The sequence below is a fragment of the Rhizobium sp. Leaf321 genome, assembly GCF_001423215.1.
Lineage (GTDB): Bacteria > Pseudomonadota > Alphaproteobacteria > Rhizobiales > Rhizobiaceae > Neorhizobium > Neorhizobium soli.
Genome location: NZ_LMOF01000005.1, coordinates 102506 through 122573, shown reverse-complemented (window position 1 = coordinate 122573; position 20068 = coordinate 102506). Strand labels below are relative to the sequence as shown.

The following is a 20068-nucleotide window of genomic DNA, read 5'->3' as shown; positions in this document are numbered from 1 at the left end:
CGGGATCAAATCTGGGAAACGCGTGCGAGGCGCGCATTGCGGTTTGTGGCCTGCACGTCCGGGTCGGGGTCGAGACTGGCGGCAAGAAGCGCCTGCGTATAGGGCATTTGCGGATTGTCGAAGACCTGCGTGACAGTGCCGAACTCGACGACCTCGCCCTTCTGCATGACCATCACGTAATCGGCGAAATCGCGCACCAGCGGCAGGTCGTGGGCGATGAAGATAAAGGCGATGCCCATCTTCTTGCGCAAGCCGTCGAGCAGCCGGATCACCTGCGCCTGGACAGACACGTCGAGTGCCGACACGGCCTCGTCGCAGACGATCAGTTGCGGCTCGAGCGCAAGGGCGCGGGCAATGGCGATGCGCTGGCGCTGACCGCCGGAAAACTGGTGCGGATAGCGCCCCATATGCTCAGGCGACAGGCCGACCTGATCGAGCAGTTCCGCGGCCCGCGCGCGCCACTTGGCTTTGGGCAGGATTTCCGGATGGATGACCCAGGCCTCGGAGATCAGCTGATAGACCGTCATGCGCGGATTGAGCGACTGGGTCGGGTCCTGAAACACCATCTGCAGATCGCGGCGCAGCTTGAACAGGTCGCCCGGCGACATCGTGAAGAGGTCCTTGCCCTTCCAGCGCGCAGTGCCGCCATCTGGCTCTTCGAGGCGCAACAGGACGCGGGCAAGCGTCGATTTTCCCGACCCGCTTTCGCCAACGACGGCGACGGTTTCACCGGGCTTCAGCTCGAAGGACACGCCCTTCAGCGCTTCGAAGCCCCCATAGAACTTGCGGACATCCTTGACGCTGAGGATCGATGCGCCGTGTGCGTCCGGCTCATGCATGTCGCCCTTGCCGGGGGCGGCGGCGATCAGCTTCTTGGTGTAGGCGTGCTGAGGGTTGCGGTAGACGTCGCGCACAGTGCCGCTTTCGACAAGCTGGCCCTTTTCCATCACGACGACGCGGTCGGCGACCTCAGAGACGACGCCGAGATCGTGGGTGATGATCAGAACACCCATTCCCGTTTCGCGCTGCAATTCCTTCAAAAGTGCCAGCACTTCCGCCTGTACGGTGACATCGAGCGCGGTGGTCGGCTCGTCGGCAATCAGCAGGTCGGGTTTGAGCGCCAGCGCCATGGCGATCATGACGCGCTGACGCTGGCCGCCGGAAAACTCGTGCGGATATTTGTCGAGCGCAGCTTCAGGATCCGGCAGCGCCACGCGCTTGAAGAGACGCAAGGCTTCGGCCTGCGCCTGTGTGGTGCTGATGCCGTGGGTTTTTAGCGCCTCGCGCATCTGCCAGCCGACGCTATAGACCGGGTTGAGGTGGCTGAGCGGATCCTGAAAAATCATCGCGATGCGCCGGCCGTTGACCGCGCGGCGAGCCTCCCCCGACATTTTCAAGAGATCCTTGCCGTCGAGAAGGATCTCGCCCGATGTGATCTTGCCCGGCGGCATGTCGATCAGGTTCATGATCGCCGCTGACGATACCGATTTGCCCGAACCGCTTTCTCCGAGGATGGCGAGCGTTTCGCCACGGTCGAGATAGTAGGAGATGTTGCGCACGGCGTGGACGGTGCCGGTCACCGTATGAAAGTCGACGGAGAGATCGCGGACCTCGAGAAGATGATCAGCCATTTTTCGATCCTTTCATTTCCAGGCGCCAGCGCTGGACGGGGTCGAGCGCAATCCGCAGCCAGTTGGAGAGAAGGTTGAGCGACAGCGTGGTCAGGATAATTGCAAGGCCGGGCCAGAAGGACAGCCACCAGGCGTTGGTGAGGTACTGGCGCCCCTGGGCAATCATCAGGCCCCAGGTGATTTCCGGCGGCTGGATTCCGATGCCGAGGAAGGAAAGCGCGCTTTCGGCCAGCATCACATAGGCAAAGTCGAGTGTGGCAAGCGTCATCAGCGTCGGGAAGACGACGGGCAGGATGTGGCGGAAGAGAATGCGCTTGGACGATGCGCCCATGACGCGGGCGGCCTGCACGAACATGCGGCTCTTGATTTCGAGAACTTCGGCGCGGGTGGTGCGCAGATAGACCGGGATACGGGTGATCGACAGAACCAGCATCAGGTTGAGGATGGAGGAGCCGAGAATATAGAGAACGATCACCGCGACCAGCAGCGACGGGAAGGACATGATGACGTCGGCGATACGCATGATGACCTGGCTCGTCCGCTCCGACGCGAAGCCGGCGATCAGGCCAAGCAGCGTGCCGATGACAGCGGAGATCAGCACGGCACCTGCCGCGACCATGATCGTGTTTTGCGTGGCGACAATGATGCGCGGCCAGAGCGGGCGACCCAGCGCATCGGCTCCGAGCCACATGAACCAGTCGCGGCTGAAATCGAACGGCGCAAGGTTGCGGCCGCGCAGGTTCTGCTTGGTGGCGAGATCATCGAGAAGGGTCGGGCCGATGATCGCCATCACAATGACGAACACCAGAAATATCGCGGCGCAGAGCGCGAACTTGTCGGCCCACAGCATACGCGCCATGCGGACGAAGAAGCCCGGCTCGGCGGCAATGGCATTTTCGGGCGCGGGGGATGGGACGGCCATGGTCATGTCGATCCTCAGTAGCGGATGCGTGGATCAAGCAGAGCATAGGCAAGGTCGATCACGAGGTTCATGAGGAAGATGGCGAAAGCGGTGACAAGGATCGCCGCCAGCACGACGTTGAAGTCTCGCTGCAGGATGCTGTCTATCATCAGCTTGCCGACGCCCGGGAAACCGAAGATGGTTTCGACGATGACCGCGCCGTTGAGAAGGCTGGCAGCCTGATCGCCGATCACGGTTATGACCGGCAGCATGGCGTTGCGCAGGGCGTGGATAAAGATGATCGGCCCTGATTTCACGCCCTTGGCGCGAGCCGTCTTCACATAAGCCGAAGACAGCGCCGAAATCATCGAGCCGCGCACCACCTGGACGATGATACCGAATGGGCGCACGAACAGCACGCAGATCGGCAGGATCCAGTGCGAAAGCGTGCCCGTGCCCGAGGTCGGCAACCAGGACAGCTGGATGGCAAACGCCACGATCGCGACGATCGCGAGCCAGAAATCCGGGACGGAAGCGCCGATCAGCGACACCATCGAGGAAAACCGGTCGAAGAAGCCGCCGGTGCGAAACGCGGCAAGCGAGCCGACGACGATGGCCGCGATGGTGACCAGCGTCATGGTGATGACGGCAAGCCACAGCGTCCAGGTGAAGGCTTCGAGAACGACATCGAGTGCCGGGCGCGCCTTGCGCAGGCTTTCGCCGAGGTCACCGGTTACGACATTGCCGACATACTGGCCGAACTGCACGAGAAGCGGCTGATCGAGGCCGTGCAGTGCACGGAACTCGGCCTTCATTTCGGCCGATGCTTCGACGGGGAGAAAAAGGGAAGCCGGGTCGCCTGTCAGGCGCGACAGGAAAAACACCATGACCAGCAACCCGACGAGCGAGATGAGGCTGGCAAAGGCGCGCTTGCGAACGAAAGTGAGCATGGTGACCTCGATCTTGCTGGAATGGACGGCGGCAGGAGCGCCGCCCATTTCACTTCGATTGGGACGATCAGAATACGTCCTCGGAGTATGGTCCGCGTTAGTTCTTGATGCCGATCTCGGAGAGCTGCAGCATCGAGTTGGTGGCGATGCTCGGCTTGAAGTCGAGACGTTCGGACACGCGGGAATAACCAACCATGTGGAAGAGCAGAACGTCAGCGACGAGATCGTCGTGGACGTAGGCGATCAGCTCCGACCACAGCTTTGCACGTTCATCACCAGTGGCAGCGGAGGCGCGGGACACGAGGTCATCGACCTTCGGATCGGAATAACCCGACTGGGTGCCCTTCGAGTCGTATTTGAAGAACATGGTGAAGGACGGATCACCCTTGGAATTGTCGTGCATGGCGGCAACGATCTGCGGACCGCGACCTTCCTTGAACGGCTTCGAGTAGTAAACCTCGTGCTCGGCTACTTCGACAAACCGGAGGTCGATCTTGAAGCCTACATCCTGCAACTGTGCCTGGATGGCTTCCATGATCTCCGTCACGTTCGGGAAATTGGCTGTTCGAGCGACGACGGTGATCGGCGTGTCGACTGCAACACCGTCAGCTTTTGCCTCATCGAGCAGCTTCTTCGCCTCGTCCGGATCATACGGGAAAACTTTCACATCCGGATTCCAGCCGAGTGTCGTCGGCGGTACAAGCGCCGTTGCGAGAACCGCGTCCTGCGGCACGAGTGTGCCGATAAAGGCCTCCCGGTCGATGGCGAGGTTCAGCGCCTTGCGGACGCGGACATCATTGAGCGGCGCGATATTGCCATCGATGCGAAGATAAACGGTTTCGCTGTCGAGATAGGAGAAGTCCGTCTTGTCGTTGGTCGCTTCCACCTGCGAGATCGACGGAGCAAGATCCGCTTCGCCGGTCTGAACCATGGCGGCGCGCACGGCCGGATCGGAACGGAAAAGGTAGGTCGCCTTGGTAACCGCTGGCTTCTTGCCCCAGTAATCGTCACGCGCGTCGAGCACGATCTGCTGGCCCGGCGTCCAGTTGGACAGTTTGTACGGGCCGGTGCCGACCGGCTCGCGGATAAATTCGAGCGGCGTGCCCTCCGGAACGATCGTGACTAGCGACAGCAGCAGCGGCAGGATTGGCTGCACCGGATCGACCTTGAAATCGATCGTGGTCTCGTCGACGATCTTCACGTCGAACTTCATGCCGCCGAAGTAACGGCGGGATTCGCAGATGTTCTTGTCGCTGAAAATACGATCGAAGCTGTATTTGACGTCCTTGGCGCCGAAGGCTTTGCCGTCGGAGAATGTCACGCCCTGGCGGAGATGGAAGCGCCAGGTGCCGTCGCCGGTCTGCTCCCACTTTTCAGCAAGTCGCGGCATCACGCCCTGCTTGCCGCGCACATCGAGCTCGGTCAGCGTTTCGCTGACATTCTCCATGATGACGCGGCCGATATTGGAGCGCGTCGCCATGCAGGGCTCAAGCAGGTCGGCTTCCTCAGGCAAGACGATTTTGATGTCGCTCGACGCAGCCTGCGCCGGAGAAAAACCGGTACCAAGTGCAAGGACAGAGCACAGAAAGGCTCCAAATAGATGCGAAGTTTTCATGTCATTCTCCTCCCTCTAGCTGCGGATCGCACTGGTCAGTGCTCATCTTGCGATGGTCTCCCGACTGTGCGCTTCAGGCATTCCTCCGTGTGGCCCTGTGCGTCGGTCGGGATGCCTCCGTCCGTTTCGTCGCCATAAGCGGGCTGACGCAGACCATCTGATGTCTGACCAAGTTTGTCAAATTAATTATTCCGCTATAGGATTTGGACAAACTTTCGTGAGGATAAATACATTTATTATCATGATGATGAGGCTGAAGAACTGGCCTCAATCTTCAAATTTCAACGTCATTCAAACTTGACAACTTTGTTATTTTGGTGATTTTCACGGTGGCCAGAGGAGACGCCGATGACGCCTGAACAGATTGCAACCGTCATGACCGGCACGGTGAAAGCCGTCGGAAATGGACGACACGAGGCCATGCTGGCTTCCCCGATGATCCAGAACCACGCCTCATTCCTGCACCTCGCCGAAGACGGCGCGCTGATCTGCGCCTGGTTCGGCGGCACGCTGGAAGGCAAGTCGGATATCTCGATCTTTGCTTCCGTTCTGGCGCCGGGGTCTGACACATGGGGCGAGCCGCAGCGGTTGAGTTTCGACCCCGCCCATTCCGAACAGAACCCGGTTCTGTTTGCGGCACCTGAAGGCGGCCTGCTCTTGTTCCACACGTCTCAGCCTTCAGGCAATCAGGACGAATGCCGTATCCGCATGGCGGAGGTAAATCGCGATGCCGGTGACGCGACCAAACTGACGGTCAGCGATGGACGCTATCTCGATTTGCCGCGCGGCTGCTTCGTTCGAGCACCGCTGACCGTTCGCGACGATGGAGCCTGGCTATTGCCGATCTTCCGCTGCATCCAGCGCCCTGGCCAGAAATGGAACGGCAGCCATGATCGCGCAGCCCTCGGCATTTCCGAAGATCACGGCAAAACCTGGCGTCTGGACGATCTTGAGCAGTCGACCGGCTGCGTCCATATGAGCCCGGTGTCCATCGGAGACAACAAATACGCCGCCGTGTTCCGCCGCAGGCAGGCCGATTTCGTCTATCGCACCGAGAGTGTCGATGGCGGGCGTACATGGTCCGCGCCCGAAGCGACCGACGTTCCCAACAACAATTCATCGATCGCCGCAACCCGCCTGCAGGATGGCCGTATCGCGATGATCTGCAACCCGACCAATGCGGACATGTCCACAGACCGCCGCGCCTCGCTTTACGACGAGTTGGGCGAAGACGACGACCGGCCGGATGCCAATCCGGATGGCGGCTGCGTGCCGATCTGGGGTGTGCCCCGTGCGCCGGTTACCGTCTGCATTTCCGACGACGAAGCAAAAAGTTTCTCGCAACGGATCATCATCGAGGATGGTCCCGGCACCTGCCTGTCGAACAATTCGATCGACGGTCACAACAAGGAAATGTCCTATCCGTCGCTGCTTGAGGGTAACGACGGCAGCCTTCATATCGCCTACACCTACTACAGGCGCGCCATCAAATACGTTCGTCTGGCGCCAGGCTGGGCCAGTTCAGGAGCGGGAGAACAAGCATGAGCAATATCATCGGCATCACCATGGGTGACCCCTGCGGCGTCGGACCTGAAATCACGGTGCGGGCGCTGGCCGAAATGAGCGACGCGGATCGTGCGGTCACGCGCATCTATGGAAACCTGCCGACGCTGGAAGCCGCCCGCAAGGCGCTGAACGTCGAGATCGATCTTGCGGCCTATGTCGTTGACCTGCCGATCGAAGGGGCACCGCTACCCTGGGGCCAGCTTTCACCGGTCGCCGGAGATGCGGCATTCCGCTTTATCGAAAAGGCCGTGCGCGATTCCGAAGCCGGCGTGATCGGCTGCATCGTGACCGCCCCAATCAACAAGGAAGCCCTCAACCTTGCCGGCCATCATTACGACGGCCATACCGGCATGCTGCGCAGCCTGACGAAATCGGCAGCCGCCTATATGCTGCTCGCTTCGGAAAAGCTGAAGGTCATCCACGTTTCCACCCATGTCTCGCTGCAGGAAGCGATCCGCCGCGCCACCACCGAACGGGTGCTGGCCACCATCAAGGCCGGCAACAATCACCTGAAGCGCACCGGTTACGAGCGTCCGCGCATCGCGGTCGCCGGTATCAATCCGCATTGCGGTGAAAACGGCCTGTTCGGCACCGAGGATGACGACCAGATCGCGCCGGCTGTGGCTGCCGCCCGCGCCGAAGGCATCGACGCCTACGGCCCGATCTCGGCAGACACCGTGTTCCACCGTGCCTATTCCGGCGGCTTCGACCTGGTCGTCGCGCAATACCACGATCAGGGCCATATCCCGATCAAGCTCGTCGCTTTCGATACGGCCGTAAACGTCTCTGTCGATCTCACGATCGACCGCACATCCGTCGACCACGGCACAGCCTTCGACATTGCCGGCAAGGGCATTGCCAACCACGGCAACATGCTGTCGGCCATCGCCTATGCCCGCAAGCTGGTAGCCGGCGGCAAGGGAGAGCAGACATGAGCAGCGCTCCATTAATCGTCTTGCATCAACCAAAACGACTTGTCATCGGCGCCGGTAGCGTCGGCGAGGTCGGCAACTGGGCTGGAGCGGTTTCCTCCGCGCTGGTAATCGCAACACCGATTACCGCTGGTTTCGTCGACCGGTTGAAACTGCCGGGCAAGGTTACCCTGTTCGACGCCATTCCAGGCGAGCCGGAGATCGAAACGCTTGATGCCGCACTGGCGGCAGCGCGCGCCGCAAAGCCGGATCTCGTCGTCGGCCTCGGCGGCGGTTCCGTCATGGACGTCGCCAAGCTTGTCGCGGCCCTTTGGGATAGCGAGCAGACCCTGTCCGATGTCGCAGGACCCAACAAAGTGGCGGGGCGCAGCACGCGCCTGGCGCAGGTTGCCACCACGGCTGGAACAGGCTCCGAAGCCGGCATCCGCTCGCTGATCACCGATCCCGTAAAGGGCGCGAAGATTGCCGTCGAATCCCCTCACCTGATCGCCGATCTTGCAGTGCTAGACCCGGAACTCACCTACTCGGTTCCGCCGGCGGTCACCGCTGCAACCGGAGTCGATGCGATGGCGCATTGCGTCGAGGCCTTCACCAGCAAGCGTTCGCATCCGATGATCGACGGTTTTGCGCGCATGGGCATTCACCTCGTCGGCAAGTTCTTGGGCCGCGCGGTCAAGGACGGCGCAGATCGTGAGGCCCGCGAAGGGCTGATGCTGGCGTCCTATTACGGCGGCATCTGCCTCGGGCCTGTCAATACCGCGGCAGGCCATGCCATCGCCTATCCGCTCGGCACGCTGCTGCATCTGCCGCATGGACTGGCCAATGCCATCGTGTTTCCCCACGTCTTGGCGTTCAACGCGCCAGTGGCAAAGGACAAGACTGCGGAAGTAGCACAGGCGCTGGGGCTAGGCCAAAATCTCTCGCAGGCCGACCTGTCCGCGCAGGCCTATGGCTTCTGTGCTGATCTCGGCATCGAGATGTCATTGGAAAAACATGGCGCGACCGAAGCCGATCTTCCGCGCTTTGCCGCAGATGCGCATGCCATCCGTCGCCTCATGGACAACAACCCGGCCGATATGAGCGTGGATGACGTTCTGGCGATCTATCGCGCGAGCTTCTGAGAACCTCGCTCCAGTGAAAAAGGCGGTGCCGCCAAGCACCGCCTTTTGCGTACTATACCGAAGTCAAATCGCTCGCGATCCTTAAGATCCAGGCTAGAGATGCGACGACTGAAAGAGCCTCTCCCGCGATCCCTTCAGATGCTCGAACATCAGACGGCGCGCATCATCCTCGTTGCTGTTGCCGATCGCCGTCGCAATCGCTTCATGCTCGCCAAATACGCGCGACAGGCCGGACGCTTCCCGCTTGATCGAGGCGCCGTGAAATTTCATGCCGACGGCAATATGATCCTTCAGGGCTTCCATGGCGGTGGTAAAATAATTGTTCTGCGCGGCGCGGGCGATGGCGAGGTGGAACTGAAAGTCGGCATCCTCGCGGTGTGACTGACGGTTCGTGGCATCGCGCAGCAGTTCGAGCGCCTGGCGGATCGCCTTCAGACTGTCGGCATCGTGACGGGCGGCAGCGGCAGCGGCGGCAGCCGGCTCCATCGTCAGGCGGAATTCGTAACAGTTGAGAAGGTCTGCGACGTTTTCCAATTGGCCGAAACCGAGGGGATTGCGCAAGCCCACCGAGCGGACGAAACTGCCGGCACCGCGCCTTGAATAGATCAGGCTCTGGTCGCGCAGCCGTTTCAGTGCTTCGCGGATGACGGGTCGGGACACCTCGAATTCGGCGGCCAGATCGTGTTCCGTCGGCAGGCGCTCGTCGGGCTTGTACGCACCGGACTTGATTGCGCGCAGCATCCGCTCGAACACGATATCCGCAAGGCCCTTGCGGGCGGTTCCCGTTTCCAGTCCCATCGTCAACCTGCCTTTCGCAGGACCATGTCTGCAATTTGCTTCAACGTATGGGGATGACCGAAGCCACCCGATTTTGCAATAATGCAGCGCCCTTGTGCCGAAGCAAGACCAAGACCCGGCAGGCATTCGCCATGCAGACGCAGCCTCGACAGGCCCAGCCGACGCAGCACCGCCTCCGCCGTCGCTCCACCGGAGAGAAGCAGCGTTCCGTCGTAACCGGCAAGGTTCTCGTGCACGCCGTCAGCCAGAGCTTCCGCCACAAGCTGCGCATCGACCTCTTCCTCACCCGGCGTCGCGTGCACCAGCATCAGATCAGGTCTTGTCCCACTTTCCGCGTCCAGCCGGCCGTTCGGCGCAGGCAGATACGTCAGGCTGTGGCCGTTGCGCAGGGCGTCGATCTGCGCAAGCGTGATCGGATCGCGCGAACCGATGACAAATGTGATCGGACCGGACGGGATGGTCGCTGCCTGCGCATCGACCTTGTTCGTCATGCGACGGGCGAGCGCTTCTGCAAGACCGCGAGCGCCGATCAGCAGATCGGTCCCGTTGTTCTCAGCGACGTCGAGCGCAACGTCCATGTCGGCGGCTGAGCTAGCGTCAGGGATATGGGCACGAGCTGTGTGCGCACCGAGCCTGTCGGCGATCACGATCGGAGCGTCGATACCAAAGCCGGTGACACATCCGTTCGCAACGACCCGACCGAACTCTGGTATCCCAGGCGCAACGAGGGCACGTGTGAAAGGGATGGCGTCCAGTTCGGCAACGATATTTCCCTTGAGGCGGGAATCGACCTTCTTGAACAGCCGCATTCCCGGCGGCAGCAAGGCGATTGTCGCAGCCGTGGCGGCACGTGCTTCGCCGGCACTTGTTTCGCGGGTGTTGAGGTTGATGGACAGAACGTCGGGGCGATCGGCGACGATCCTAGTAATTGAATCAAGGTTGAGCGCCACGTCGGTGCGAATACCTCGCCCGGCAAAAGGCGCCGCCGAGTCGAGCGCACCGGTCAGGTCGTCCGCAAGAATGACTAACATACGCCTCCACCTACTTATGTTGTAAGCTTTATACCACGGAAAAGTGCTTATAAGTCAACATGGGTATGGAGTGAAATGACAAATGTAACGTATTGAGCTCGGTTGGGGCAACAGTGTTAAATTTCAGAGAGGTTGGCATGAATGACATCGTCGTCGACGACTAATCGCGACGGCGTGATCCGTGATCATCATTCGAGACGACCAGCCGTCAAAGTCCCCAAAAGTGTTTCCGGGAACCATGCCATTCTCGACCAGATCAGCGCGCTTGAATGCGTCCGTGACAATGTTGTCGGCTTTCGCCCGCATACGGATTGTATCCGGCGACCACGACCCTAGGCTGGTCGATGCCCGCAGCCTTCAGGCAGGCTCGCGTCAACTCGATTTCGCCGACAATGCGCTCGACCGAGAGACAGCTTGCAACGGCCGTTAGCGGGATATGCGAGATGGCGCGTGCATTTCAATCATTTTCAGCACGTTGAACTCGCGCATCTTGAGTTTGAACGACAGGGCATCTGGCAAGAAGATGGCGTCATCACTATAGCCGGGATCGGCTAGGTACATCGTCGACTTATCAAACACCCAGCGCTTTGCAGGTATCGCGCGCGCTCGGTGGTTACGTCGACATCTGGCGCGATATAGGCCTTTCCTTGAAACCGGCGAGCTTAAGCAGGCCGCCGGTCAGTTCCGGGCTAATACCCGCCGGATCGCTCGTCGCCAACGAGACGATCGGACGGTCATCGTGTTGCATATCGGTGGACAGAGTTTCTTTCGATTGAAGGCCGGTCATAGAACCGTGACGGCTTTGCCATGCTGATTGATGATAATCCTTTCCTTAGTTGAGGCGCAAGCCGGCGTCGTTGTCGAAGAGGTGCAGCTTTTGAACATCCGGTATGACGCGGATGATCTCGCCGGGCCGCGCCGTGATACGATCCCGGAAGAGGCAGGTAATTTCAGTATTGTTCGCCCGCGCGACAACCTGGGTCTCCGATCCGGTCGGCTCGACGACGACAATCTCCATCGGCATACCCTCGCCGGACATGATCAAGTGCTCGGGACGGAAGCCATACCGTGCCGGCCGGCCCGAGGAGCCCGACGGCGCATTGGCGATCGGGAACGTTAGGTCGCCGAAGGCGAAACCGGAGGATTCGATGCGGCCTTCCAGAACGTTCATGGAAGGCGAGCCGATGAAGCCGGCAACGAACAAATTGGCCGGCCGGTCATAAAGCTCGAGCGGTGCGCCGACCTGTTCGATGATGCCACCATGCATGACGACGATCTTGTCTGCCATGGTCATCGCTTCGATCTGGTCATGGGTGACGTAAATCGTCGTGGTTTTCAGGCGCTGGTGCATCGCCTTAATCTCGGTGCGCATCTGCACGCGTAGCTTTGCATCGAGATTGGAGAGTGGCTCGTCGAACAGGAAGACCTGCGGATCCCGAACGATGGCGCGGCCCATGGCTACGCGCTGGCGCTGGCCGCCGGAAAGCTGGCGCGGATGGCGTTCGAGTAGCTTGTCGAGGCTAAGGATCTCGGCAGCCTTTTTGACCTTCTCGGCAATCTCAGCTTTGGGCAGGCCCTTGAGCTGAAGTGAAAAACCCATGTTTTCGGCCACCGTCATATGCGGGTACAGCGCATAGTTCTGGAAGACCATGGCAATGTCTCGGTCTTTCGGCGGCACATTGTTTACCACTCGGCCACCGATGCTGATATCGCCGCCGGTGATGCTTTCCAGCCCGGCGATCATGCGCAGCAGAGTCGACTTTCCGCAGCCCGAAGGGCCGACGAGCGTGACGAACTCCCCGTCCTCGACGTCGACCGAGATCCCGTGGATCGCCGCGACCGCGCCATACGATTTCTTGACATTGCGAATGCTGACGTCAGCCATGATCTACTCCCATTATTGCAGTCGAAATGGCGGCGACACGGCATCGCGTCCGCCGCCCTCTCCTCAAGCGGATTTGCGCAGTGTGGTGGCGGTCCGACCGCGGATGCCTGCCGGCATCGCATCGCCGTGGGCCTCGATCAGTTCGTCGACCATGGCGCGGATGTCCTTGATTGACAGCACGCTTGTCGCATGGCGGTCGAGCATGGCGGCGCGATGCACTTGGTCACGATCGCCGTTGAGCGCTGCCTTTACGGTCAGGTCCTGAACGTAGACATGTGGGGCGCAGTACCCGGCAAGCTCAGGCGGCAACGAGCCGGCATTGCAGGCGCGCATGCCGCTCTTGTCGACGACGACTGGAACCTCGACGCAGCATCCGTCCGGAAGGTTGTCGATCAGGCCATCGTTGCGGACGTTGCCGTAGATCAACTGCGGTTTGCCGGTCGCCATCGCATGAATGATCAGCGAACCGTATTCGCGCGAGCGCTCCAGCGGGAAGGTCTCTCCCGCCAAGAGCTTGCGGCGGGTCTCGGCATAGCGACCAAGGTTGCGAACGCTACGACGGATGTACTCATCAACTGGAACGTCGTACGCGGCGATATCTGCTTCGCTCTTCAGGAAATAGGGCGTGTATTCCGCATTGTGCTCGCTGGACTCGCTGATGAAGCGGCCGAAGGAACGCATCAGTTCGAAGCGGACCTTGTCCTTGGCAAAGATTTCCGGATTCTCCATGGCCGCCCAGAGCCGGGGATAGGCATCCTCGTCGTCGATCTTGAGTTTCAGGAACCAGGTCATGTGGTTGATGCCGGCGCAATCGTAGGACAAGCTTTCGACCGGGACGTCGAGATAGGATGCGAGCTCATGCGCGGTGTTCTGCACGTTGTGGCAGAGGCCAATCACCTTCTGCTCCGGATAGGCTTCGTAGACGGCCTGGGTCAGGATGCTCATCGGGTTGGTGTAGTTGAGCAGGACCGCGTCCGGGCAGAGTTCGCGCATGTCGGCGACGAGATCCAGCATGAACGGAATGGTGCGCAGGCCGCGGAACATGCCGCCGATGCCGAGGCTGTCTGCGATGGTCTGCTTGAGGCCGTATTTGCGCGGGATTTCGAAATCCAGCAGCGTCGCCTCGTGCATGCCGATCTGTACCATGTTGATGACGAAATCCGCATCCTTCAATGCAGCCCGCCGGTCGAGATGTTCTTCGATGACCGGGTTCGCGTCGAACTGCGCCGCCGTCCAGCGGGTCATCATGCCCGCCGTCTCCAGCCGCTCCTGGTCGATGTCGTGGAGCGTGATGGTGACATCGCGGAGTTCCGGGAAATCAAGAATGTCGGTCAGCAGATTCTTGACGAAGACGACGCTGCCGGCGCCGATCATGGCAACTTTCAACATAGGTAGTCCTTTCACGTAGAATTCAAATTTGCATCGCCACCAAGTCTTGTGAGCCGGCTTACTTGAGGCCCGTTCCGGCAATGCCCTGGATCAGTTGGCGCTGGAAAAACACGAAAATGACGAGCATCGGCACTAGGGACAAAAGCGCGATGGACATGATGTCCGTCCATTCGGTGTTGTACTGGCCCTTGAGCAGGTTGAGGCCGAGCTGGACGGTGTACATCTCCTGATCAGTGAGCATGACCAAGGGCATTACGAAGTCGTTCCACCGCCACATGAAGGTGAAGATGATCAGCACCGCGATAATCGGCTTGGACAACGGCAGGACGATCTTGCGAAAGATCGTGAGCTCGCTGGCGCCATCAAGCCGCGCGGCCTCGATCAACTCGTCCGGGATCGACACCATGAACTGGCGTACCATGAAGATGCCGAAAGCTTCGGCAGCACGCGGCAGGATCACGCCCCAGTAGGAATTAAGCAGCCCAAGCTCGGACACGACGAAGAAAAGCGGGACGATGATGACCTGGACCGGTATCATCAGGGCGCTCAGCACCGCCAGAAACAGCACGTCGCGTCCGGCGAACCTGAACTTTGCGAAGGCATAACCGCACAGCAGGTTGATGGTGACGGTGATCGCCACTGCCACCACGGCGATGACGGTCGAGTTCCAGAACCAATGCAGGAACGGCATATGCGCCAGCGCGTCGGCGAAGTTCTGCCAGACCCATCCCGTGGGCATTAGGTTGACGTCAGGGATGAAGATCTGATCCTTTGGCCTGACTGCCGTCACGAACATCCAGTAGATCGGAAAGATCATGATGACGGCGCCAAACGCCATGAGAACCCAAAGACCGATCGTTTCCAGCCGCTTTTTCGTCGGAGTAGTAGTGGTGACCATCATGGCCGTGGTCTCCTACACAAATTCTTCGGTCCGCTTGTTCACGCGCCACTGCAGCAGAGTGAACAGGAGGATCAGAAGGAAGAGGACGATACCCATGGCGCTCGCATAACCCATTTCGGATGTCGCGAATGCCGACTGGTAGATGTATTGGACGATCATCGTCGTCGAGAAACCTGGACCACCACCCGTCATCACGAAGATCAGGTCGAAGACCTGGAAGGAATGGATGACGTTGAGGATGAGCAGCAGGAATGTCGTGGGACGCAGGAGCGGCCATGTGACGTGGCGAAACTGCTGAAGGCGGGTGGCGCCGTCGATTGACGCGGCCTCGTAATAGGTCGGCGAAATCGACTGCAGCGCCGCCAGATAGACGACCATACAGAATCCAACGCGCGTCCACAGCGTCGTGATGATGATCGACGGCAGGGCCCAGCTTGTGGTCGAGAGCCAGGCGACCGGCTGGATCCCAACGAGCTTCAGCAAAGCGTTGATGACGCCGTAATGGTCGTTGAACAGCCAGGCTGCGATGATCGCCGTCGCAACGCTCGACACGACGACGGGGAGAAAGTAGATGCTGCGCAAGAACGTGCGGGCATAGAGATCACGGTTGAGGCCGACGGCGAGCAACAGGCCAATGGCGAGGCTCGTCGGCACGGTTGCCACAGAATAGATGACGGTATTCTTTATCGCCTGCCAGAACTGGTAGTCGGTCAGGAGGCGAGTGTAGTTTTCCGCGCCGATATAGAACGGTTCATCGATCAGGGACCATTCGTGCACGCTGATGAAAGCCGCATAGAGAAGCGGAAAGAAGATGAAGACCGAAAATAGAACGAGATTGGGCGCGATGAACAGATAAGGCGTCAGTCGCGGCCGGAAGGATGCCCACCAGCCGGAAAACCGGCTGGTGGCAGTCTCGTTCATTGCCTTCTCAAGGGATATTGAGGTGAGGGCCATGACCTGCATTCGCTTTGATAAGATTTCAGGGGTTTAACGATTCGTTCAGGCCCGCAGCAGAAGCCGCTCGATATGGGCTTGGATATTCTCGGCTGTCTGCTCCGCAGACTGGCCGGATGTAAAAGCCAGATCGAGCTCGTCGGCCATCTTGGGGTTGAACCTGCCCCAGTTGGGATGGATGACCGTACTGACGAGATGTTCGGGAATGGTCTTCGTCTGCTCTACGAAGACCTTCATCTCATTCGGCCGTAGAGAGAACTCGATCCCCTTGTCCACAATCGACGTGCGCACCGGCAGAAGCTGGGCCGTATTGACGAAGCTGCGCATGTTTTCCTCGTTGACGAGGAATTTGACAAACTCGGCGGCCAATTCTGGCGTCTTGCTATCGCGGGAAACCGCGACGCAGGTGCCGCCAAGATCGTCGGCCATTGCGACGTCACGCGGCAGGTAGGTGACGCCCCATTTGGCCTTCATCTGCTGCTCGACGAAGGGAATCTGCCAATTGCCATTCAGCATCATGGCGATCGTGCCGTTGGCGAACAGGTTCTGCACCTTCTCGGCGCTCTTGACCGAGGTGCTGGGCGGAACCAGTCCTTCGGTGAACCAGCTCTGTGTCCATGCAATCGTCTCGATGCCGGCCTTCTCGGTGATGCGGGAGGCCGTCAGGTCCTCGCTCAGCAAGCGCCCGCCATGCTGGTAGAGATAGAACATCCAGCGATGCACGGCGCCGTTCTGCCAGCTCATGGCGAACGGATAGGATGAGCCGCCCTGCGTCTTGAGCTTTTTGGCGTTGTCGATGAACGCCGCCCATGTCCAAGCTTCGTCGAGGCTGGACGGTACCGCGATATTGGCCTTTTCCAACAGTTCCTCGTTGTAGAACAGGGCAAACGTATCGGTGTGATGCGGCAGCGCGTAGGGAGTGCCCTTGACGTTGGCGGCGCTCCAGACGGCAGGTGTGAAGCCCTTGCCGAAGTCCTTCTCGAGATACTGCGTAAGGTCGATGGCGGCCTTGTTGCTCGCGTATCGCCCGATCTGCTGATAGGTCACGCGGAAGAGGTCGGGCGCCTGGCGGCCCGCAAGGCGCGTATCGACCTGCTGGTAGAATTGCGCGAACGGCATCACATCAAGCTTGACCTTGACGCCGGGATTGGCGCTTTCAAATTTGGCGATCACGTTCCTGTAGCCAGCAACTTCTGAATCGCCGCCCCAGACGGCAAATGTCAGCTGTTTTTCCTGTGCAAGCGCCGGCATGCCGAGCGCGCCGGTCACAAGCCCCGCGCCGAGACCTGCGCCGGTCTTCAAAATGGTACGTCGATTGATAAATTGCGTCATGTCTTCCTCCCATGAGTGTCAATTTTCCAACGCCTCCCTCGACACACATGCCGGGAAGGCACGTTTTCAGTTGTGCGGCATTCCCTCCGAATCGACCTCCGTTCCACCGCACGATTCGCGCACAAGTAGCCTGACGGGCAGCAGATGATCCTGCCGCCCTTCCTTCTTATCGATTGCATCTATGACCGCTTGCATTGCCAGCTTCCCGAGCTCCTCCCGGGAGCTGTCGACTGTTGTCAACGTCGGGGCAGTAAAGCCACCGAAGGCAATGCCATCGAAACCGACGACGGCGAAATCATCCGGCACCCTCAGCCCGCGCTTGCGCAATCCATGCAAAGCGCCGATCGCGAGCCGGTCGTTATAGGCGAAGAGAGCCGTCGGCGGGACGTCAAGCGCCAGGATGCGGTCAAGGGCGAGGACACCGCCTGATAGCGAATTCTCGGTCACCACAACGAGATCTTCATCGAATGGCAGACCAGCCTCGGAAAGCGCATGCATATAGCCATCGATACGGTCGTGCCCGCCATGCGAACTTCGCAACGCCTGGGTAAAGTGTGCGATGCGCCGATGTCCAAGCGAAATGAGGTGGCGGGTGGCGATATATCCACCTCTCTCAAGATCGACGCGGACGCTTTGAATTCCCGGTGCGGGGCTAGGCTCCTGCAGCACGACAACGCCGACACCGCGCTTTACGAGAGCAGGTAGTTCCGGAGCAGCGCAGTTATTGTGTCCTGCGACGATGATCCCGTCGTAAGCCGCCCCTTGCAACAAGAGCGCAGTGTGAAACTCGCTCAGTTCGTTGCGGGACGAAATGATCGTGACCGAATATCCGCGCAAACTGGCTTCCGCTTGCGCCGCACTCGCGATCTCTAGGAAGTACGGATTCTCCAAGGTCGGCAGAATGAAAGTGATGATCTTGGTGCTGCGCTGCCGCAGGCTTCTGGCGGCATGATTGGGCGTGTAGCCCAACTGGGCAGCGGCGGACATCACGCGTTCCCGTGTCTCCGGAGAAATGCGCACGGCACTATCCCGGCCATTGAGCACGAGGGAAATGGTCGCTTGGGAGACACCCGCGAGGCGTGCGACATCAGCGCTTGTCGGTGCAGCGGCGGCCGAATGTTCACCCGTGGACTTGCGGTTCATCGCGGACCCTACACTTGCTAAATCGTATTAGCTAATACGTATTAGCACGAGCGACGGGCTGTCAAGCCCTCACATGGAGGCGAAATCAATCGCATCGTCGCGTCCTTTCTGGAAGGGAATAGGTGACCGTCGGAGGTAGCTTTTGTTGCCTTCAGCGTATGGGAGATCCGCTTCACGGTCTCGCCTACAGCGGGATGCTGAGGAGGCTCCGGACCCAATGGCTTTGCATGATCTTGAAAAAGCCCGTCCCCAGTAAGTGGCTCCTTCAAATCGAGAGCTATATGGTAGGGTCACTTGCAGCTGGGAGGATCGACGAGCAAACGTTCCTCGCCTCCGTTGCTGCGGCCACGTTCAGGTTTCTGCGAGGGCGCGATACGCTCGTGCGCCAACACACCCACCGTTCGACGGGTCTTGCACGCTTTATTATGCTAGCAACGTGATCATGACGTGGGTAATGGCTTGAGCTTAGAGCGGCGGCAGCGTTCAGAACAGTACTTCACGTCGCTCCAGTTCTTGGCCCACTTCAGCCTCCATGCAAAAGGTTTTCCGCATGTCGCACACGTTTTTATCGGCAGATCCGCTTTCTTGACCATTCTCGCCATATGGATCCTCTCCTATTCAACGTGTTTACGAAATGCGAACGAACCACTCGCCGCTCAGTTACCGAAGTGGCAATTCCACGAGCCCTACCCTATCTGGGGAAGCACTAAGCGATTGGAAGCACCCGACTTCAACCTCTTTTCATGTCCGCTCGAGCTATTTCTGTTCACTTTACGTTCCGGCTGCCCTATGACAGGCGGGTTTGCCATGTTTGAGACAGTGGATGATCAACCGATCGACTTTTGAATTTCTAGAGGAAGCCTCCAGTAATCACGGCGCCGAGTGGCTCGACGACAACCGAGCTAGACTTGATTGCGCGCGCCGCGACTTAATTGAATTCACCCTAGCGTTAGCTAATAGCACAGGGTCGATCGACAAGCGCGTAGATGAGGCCAACCGAGATCCCCGCAAATGTTTGAGTGCCGCGTCTATCTCGAAAGGCACCTGCTGCATCACGTTGCGAGTTTCGCCTTCGAAGAACGCAGCCGCGACATATTACATGCAAATCTCTCCGCACAGCTCATACAGCGGAGGCGGAGCGCTGCTACCCCCGCCACGGCTTGCCCGCATTTTGCGGCAAACAATCGCAAGCCACACCGGCAAATGGAGAGGGATCGTCGAGGGTCCATTATTTCGGACATATTTCCCAAATGGTCTGACGGGCGGTCATGATTTGAGCGCCAGCGGGTACGTCAGAAATCACGACGCGCTCGACTTTTTCAATCTCAAAAACTTCGGAGCCTGTCGCAACGTTTCTGACGAGATGCTCGTGTCCTCCAATCTTGTCGAGGAAATAGTAAAATCATTCGCCGCTGCCCGCGCGCTGGTCGATTACATCAATCGGGCAACGACTAAGCTCCCCGAGTCTCGATAACCGGAAGGCTCTTACGGGCAAACTTACTGACCCGAAGCTTATAGAGATGAAAAAGTAGGCTCGCGACTATCAGCACGGTCGGGATGTGCTTGATCGGTTTCCTGTCATTGAGATTGTTTAGGACGCTAAAAAGGTGGCCGCAGACGTCTCGGCATTAGAGATTTTGCTTGCTAGCACTTATACGGTAGGGACCGGCTCTCTCCCCCATTACGACAGATTTCCAGGAAAGGGTGATCTCTCGTCGCGCAATCAAGGCATCAACCGCTTCATGGACGGCTGGCATGTAGTCACGCCACTCAAGCGGAGCGTTGTGATCATTTGCAAGGCTGCGCGCAACTTCGCTCGGGCACGTCGTCCCATCAGGTCGACTGACGACAAAACTTAAAATGGTCGATTCCGCATTCGCTCGCATGGCTCGTCCCCATTTAACTGAACTGTCTCGCGG

At 59.4% G+C, this 20068-nt stretch carries 17 protein-coding genes; 4 read left to right on the top strand and 13 right to left on the bottom strand.

The genetic code is table 11. The features are described 5' to 3' along the window. Window positions 1-5: 5 nt before the first annotated feature. The 4 genes from ASF70_RS04290 to ASF70_RS04275 all read right to left on the bottom strand — a co-directional run bounded on the left by ASF70_RS04290 (window position 6) and on the right by ASF70_RS04275 (window position 5097). Complete coding sequence (locus ASF70_RS04290; RefSeq protein ID WP_062577732.1) at window positions 6-1631, bottom strand: ABC transporter ATP-binding protein; 1626 nt, start codon at window positions 1629-1631, stop codon at window positions 6-8. After that, complete coding sequence (locus ASF70_RS04285) at window positions 1624-2553, bottom strand: ABC transporter permease (protein ID WP_062578373.1); 930 nt, start codon at window positions 2551-2553, stop codon at window positions 1624-1626. Before ASF70_RS04285 ends, ASF70_RS04290 begins: the two co-directional genes overlap by 8 nt. A 14-nt stretch (window positions 2554-2567) precedes the next feature. Then, window positions 2568-3482 (bottom strand): ABC transporter permease, encoded by a 915-nt coding sequence (locus ASF70_RS04280; RefSeq protein ID WP_062578371.1) that lies wholly within the window; start codon window positions 3480-3482, stop codon window positions 2568-2570. 97 nt (window positions 3483-3579) lie between these two features. Continuing rightward, a complete protein-coding gene (locus tag ASF70_RS04275; protein WP_062577729.1) occupies window positions 3580-5097 on the bottom strand; it encodes an ABC transporter substrate-binding protein in 1518 nt (505 codons plus the stop codon). Between the two features lie 348 nt (window positions 5098-5445). Here ASF70_RS04275 and ASF70_RS04270 point away from each other — a divergent pair, with 348 nt between their 5' ends. The 3 genes from ASF70_RS04270 to ASF70_RS04260 are packed head-to-tail and all read left to right on the top strand — an operon-like array spanning window position 5446 to window position 8716. Continuing rightward, window positions 5446-6642, top strand: coding sequence for an exo-alpha-sialidase (locus ASF70_RS04270; protein ID WP_062577727.1), 1197 nt, complete (start codon window positions 5446-5448; stop codon window positions 6640-6642). Then, window positions 6639-7598 carry a 4-hydroxythreonine-4-phosphate dehydrogenase PdxA gene (gene pdxA / locus ASF70_RS04265; protein ID WP_062459984.1) on the top strand — a complete coding sequence of 320 codons (960 nt, stop codon included), beginning with the start codon at window positions 6639-6641 and terminating at the stop codon, window positions 7596-7598. Before ASF70_RS04270 ends, pdxA begins: the two co-directional genes overlap by 4 nt. Beyond that, entirely contained in the window at window positions 7595-8716 is a 1122-nt protein-coding gene (locus tag ASF70_RS04260) for an iron-containing alcohol dehydrogenase (protein ID WP_062577725.1), read from the top strand. Before pdxA ends, ASF70_RS04260 begins: the two co-directional genes overlap by 4 nt. A gap of 93 nt (window positions 8717-8809) precedes the next feature. Here ASF70_RS04260 and ASF70_RS04255 read toward each other — a convergent pair whose 3' ends face one another. The 9 genes from ASF70_RS04255 to ASF70_RS23500 all read right to left on the bottom strand — a co-directional run bounded on the left by ASF70_RS04255 (window position 8810) and on the right by ASF70_RS23500 (window position 18742). Then, the gene (locus ASF70_RS04255) at window positions 8810-9514 is read right to left on the bottom strand and encodes a FadR/GntR family transcriptional regulator (RefSeq protein WP_062577723.1); all 705 of its coding nucleotides are present in this window, start codon (window positions 9512-9514) and stop codon (window positions 8810-8812) included. Window positions 9515-9516: 2 nt separating this feature from the next. After that, window positions 9517-10545, bottom strand: a complete 1029-nt coding sequence (locus tag ASF70_RS04250) for a four-carbon acid sugar kinase family protein (protein ID WP_062577721.1) — start codon at window positions 10543-10545, stop codon at window positions 9517-9519. An 832-nt stretch (window positions 10546-11377) separates the two neighbouring features. Further along, the gene (gene ugpC, locus ASF70_RS04245) at window positions 11378-12430 is read right to left on the bottom strand and encodes a sn-glycerol-3-phosphate ABC transporter ATP-binding protein UgpC (RefSeq protein WP_062577719.1); all 1053 of its coding nucleotides are present in this window, start codon (window positions 12428-12430) and stop codon (window positions 11378-11380) included. A 63-nt stretch (window positions 12431-12493) separates the two neighbouring features. After that, window positions 12494-13819, bottom strand: a complete 1326-nt coding sequence (locus ASF70_RS04240) for an alpha-glucosidase/alpha-galactosidase (protein ID WP_062577716.1) — start codon at window positions 13817-13819, stop codon at window positions 12494-12496. A 58-nt stretch (window positions 13820-13877) separates the two neighbouring features. Continuing rightward, the gene (locus ASF70_RS04235) at window positions 13878-14720 is read right to left on the bottom strand and encodes a carbohydrate ABC transporter permease (RefSeq protein ID WP_062577714.1); all 843 of its coding nucleotides are present in this window, start codon (window positions 14718-14720) and stop codon (window positions 13878-13880) included. A gap of 12 nt (window positions 14721-14732) precedes the next feature. Next, window positions 14733-15641: a sugar ABC transporter permease gene (locus ASF70_RS04230; RefSeq protein WP_062577712.1), complete on the bottom strand. Its 909-nt coding sequence runs from the start codon at window positions 15639-15641 to the stop codon at window positions 14733-14735. Between the two features lie 78 nt (window positions 15642-15719). Next, window positions 15720-17006 (bottom strand): extracellular solute-binding protein, encoded by a 1287-nt coding sequence (locus tag ASF70_RS04225; protein ID WP_062577711.1) that lies wholly within the window; start codon window positions 17004-17006, stop codon window positions 15720-15722. Window positions 17007-17072: 66 nt separating this feature from the next. Continuing rightward, window positions 17073-18149 (bottom strand): LacI family DNA-binding transcriptional regulator, encoded by a 1077-nt coding sequence (locus ASF70_RS04220; RefSeq protein WP_062577710.1) that lies wholly within the window; start codon window positions 18147-18149, stop codon window positions 17073-17075. Between the two features lie 440 nt (window positions 18150-18589). Beyond that, the gene (locus ASF70_RS23500) at window positions 18590-18742 is read right to left on the bottom strand and encodes a DUF2256 domain-containing protein (protein ID WP_342344795.1); all 153 of its coding nucleotides are present in this window, start codon (window positions 18740-18742) and stop codon (window positions 18590-18592) included. 230 nt (window positions 18743-18972) lie between these two features. Between ASF70_RS23500 and ASF70_RS04210 the strand changes: the two genes are divergently transcribed. Then, window positions 18973-19623, top strand: a complete 651-nt coding sequence (locus ASF70_RS04210; protein WP_062577706.1) for a DUF2461 family protein — start codon at window positions 18973-18975, stop codon at window positions 19621-19623. Window positions 19624-20068 lie beyond the last annotated feature (445 nt).

What these genes read in the sequence shown, in the direction of transcription:
- ASF70_RS04290 (WP_062577732.1), bottom strand. Translation starts at nt 1,631, where the DNA reads ATGGCTGATCATCTTCTCGAGGTCCGCGATCTCTCCGTCGACTTTCAT.
- ASF70_RS04285 (WP_062578373.1), bottom strand. Translation starts at nt 2,553, where the DNA reads ATGGCCGTCCCATCCCCCGCGCCCGAAAATGCCATTGCCGCCGAGCCG.
- ASF70_RS04280 (WP_062578371.1), bottom strand. Translation starts at nt 3,482, where the DNA reads ATGCTCACTTTCGTTCGCAAGCGCGCCTTTGCCAGCCTCATCTCGCTC.
- ASF70_RS04275 (WP_062577729.1), bottom strand. Translation starts at nt 5,097, where the DNA reads ATGAAAACTTCGCATCTATTTGGAGCCTTTCTGTGCTCTGTCCTTGCA.
- ASF70_RS04270 (WP_062577727.1), top strand. Translation starts at nt 5,446, where the DNA reads ATGACGCCTGAACAGATTGCAACCGTCATGACCGGCACGGTGAAAGCC.
- pdxA (WP_062459984.1), top strand. Translation starts at nt 6,639, where the DNA reads ATGAGCAATATCATCGGCATCACCATGGGTGACCCCTGCGGCGTCGGA.
- ASF70_RS04260 (WP_062577725.1), top strand. Translation starts at nt 7,595, where the DNA reads ATGAGCAGCGCTCCATTAATCGTCTTGCATCAACCAAAACGACTTGTC.
- ASF70_RS04255 (WP_062577723.1), bottom strand. Translation starts at nt 9,514, where the DNA reads ATGGGACTGGAAACGGGAACCGCCCGCAAGGGCCTTGCGGATATCGTG.
- ASF70_RS04250 (WP_062577721.1), bottom strand. Translation starts at nt 10,545, where the DNA reads ATGTTAGTCATTCTTGCGGACGACCTGACCGGTGCGCTCGACTCGGCG.
- ugpC (WP_062577719.1), bottom strand. Translation starts at nt 12,430, where the DNA reads ATGGCTGACGTCAGCATTCGCAATGTCAAGAAATCGTATGGCGCGGTC.
- ASF70_RS04240 (WP_062577716.1), bottom strand. Translation starts at nt 13,819, where the DNA reads ATGTTGAAAGTTGCCATGATCGGCGCCGGCAGCGTCGTCTTCGTCAAG.
- ASF70_RS04235 (WP_062577714.1), bottom strand. Translation starts at nt 14,720, where the DNA reads ATGATGGTCACCACTACTACTCCGACGAAAAAGCGGCTGGAAACGATC.
- ASF70_RS04230 (WP_062577712.1), bottom strand. Translation starts at nt 15,641, where the DNA reads ATGAACGAGACTGCCACCAGCCGGTTTTCCGGCTGGTGGGCATCCTTC.
- ASF70_RS04225 (WP_062577711.1), bottom strand. Translation starts at nt 17,006, where the DNA reads ATGACGCAATTTATCAATCGACGTACCATTTTGAAGACCGGCGCAGGT.
- ASF70_RS04220 (WP_062577710.1), bottom strand. Translation starts at nt 18,149, where the DNA reads ATGAACCGCAAGTCCACGGGTGAACATTCGGCCGCCGCTGCACCGACA.
- ASF70_RS23500 (WP_342344795.1), bottom strand. Translation starts at nt 18,742, where the DNA reads ATGGTCAAGAAAGCGGATCTGCCGATAAAAACGTGTGCGACATGCGGA.
- ASF70_RS04210 (WP_062577706.1), top strand. Translation starts at nt 18,973, where the DNA reads ATGATCAACCGATCGACTTTTGAATTTCTAGAGGAAGCCTCCAGTAAT.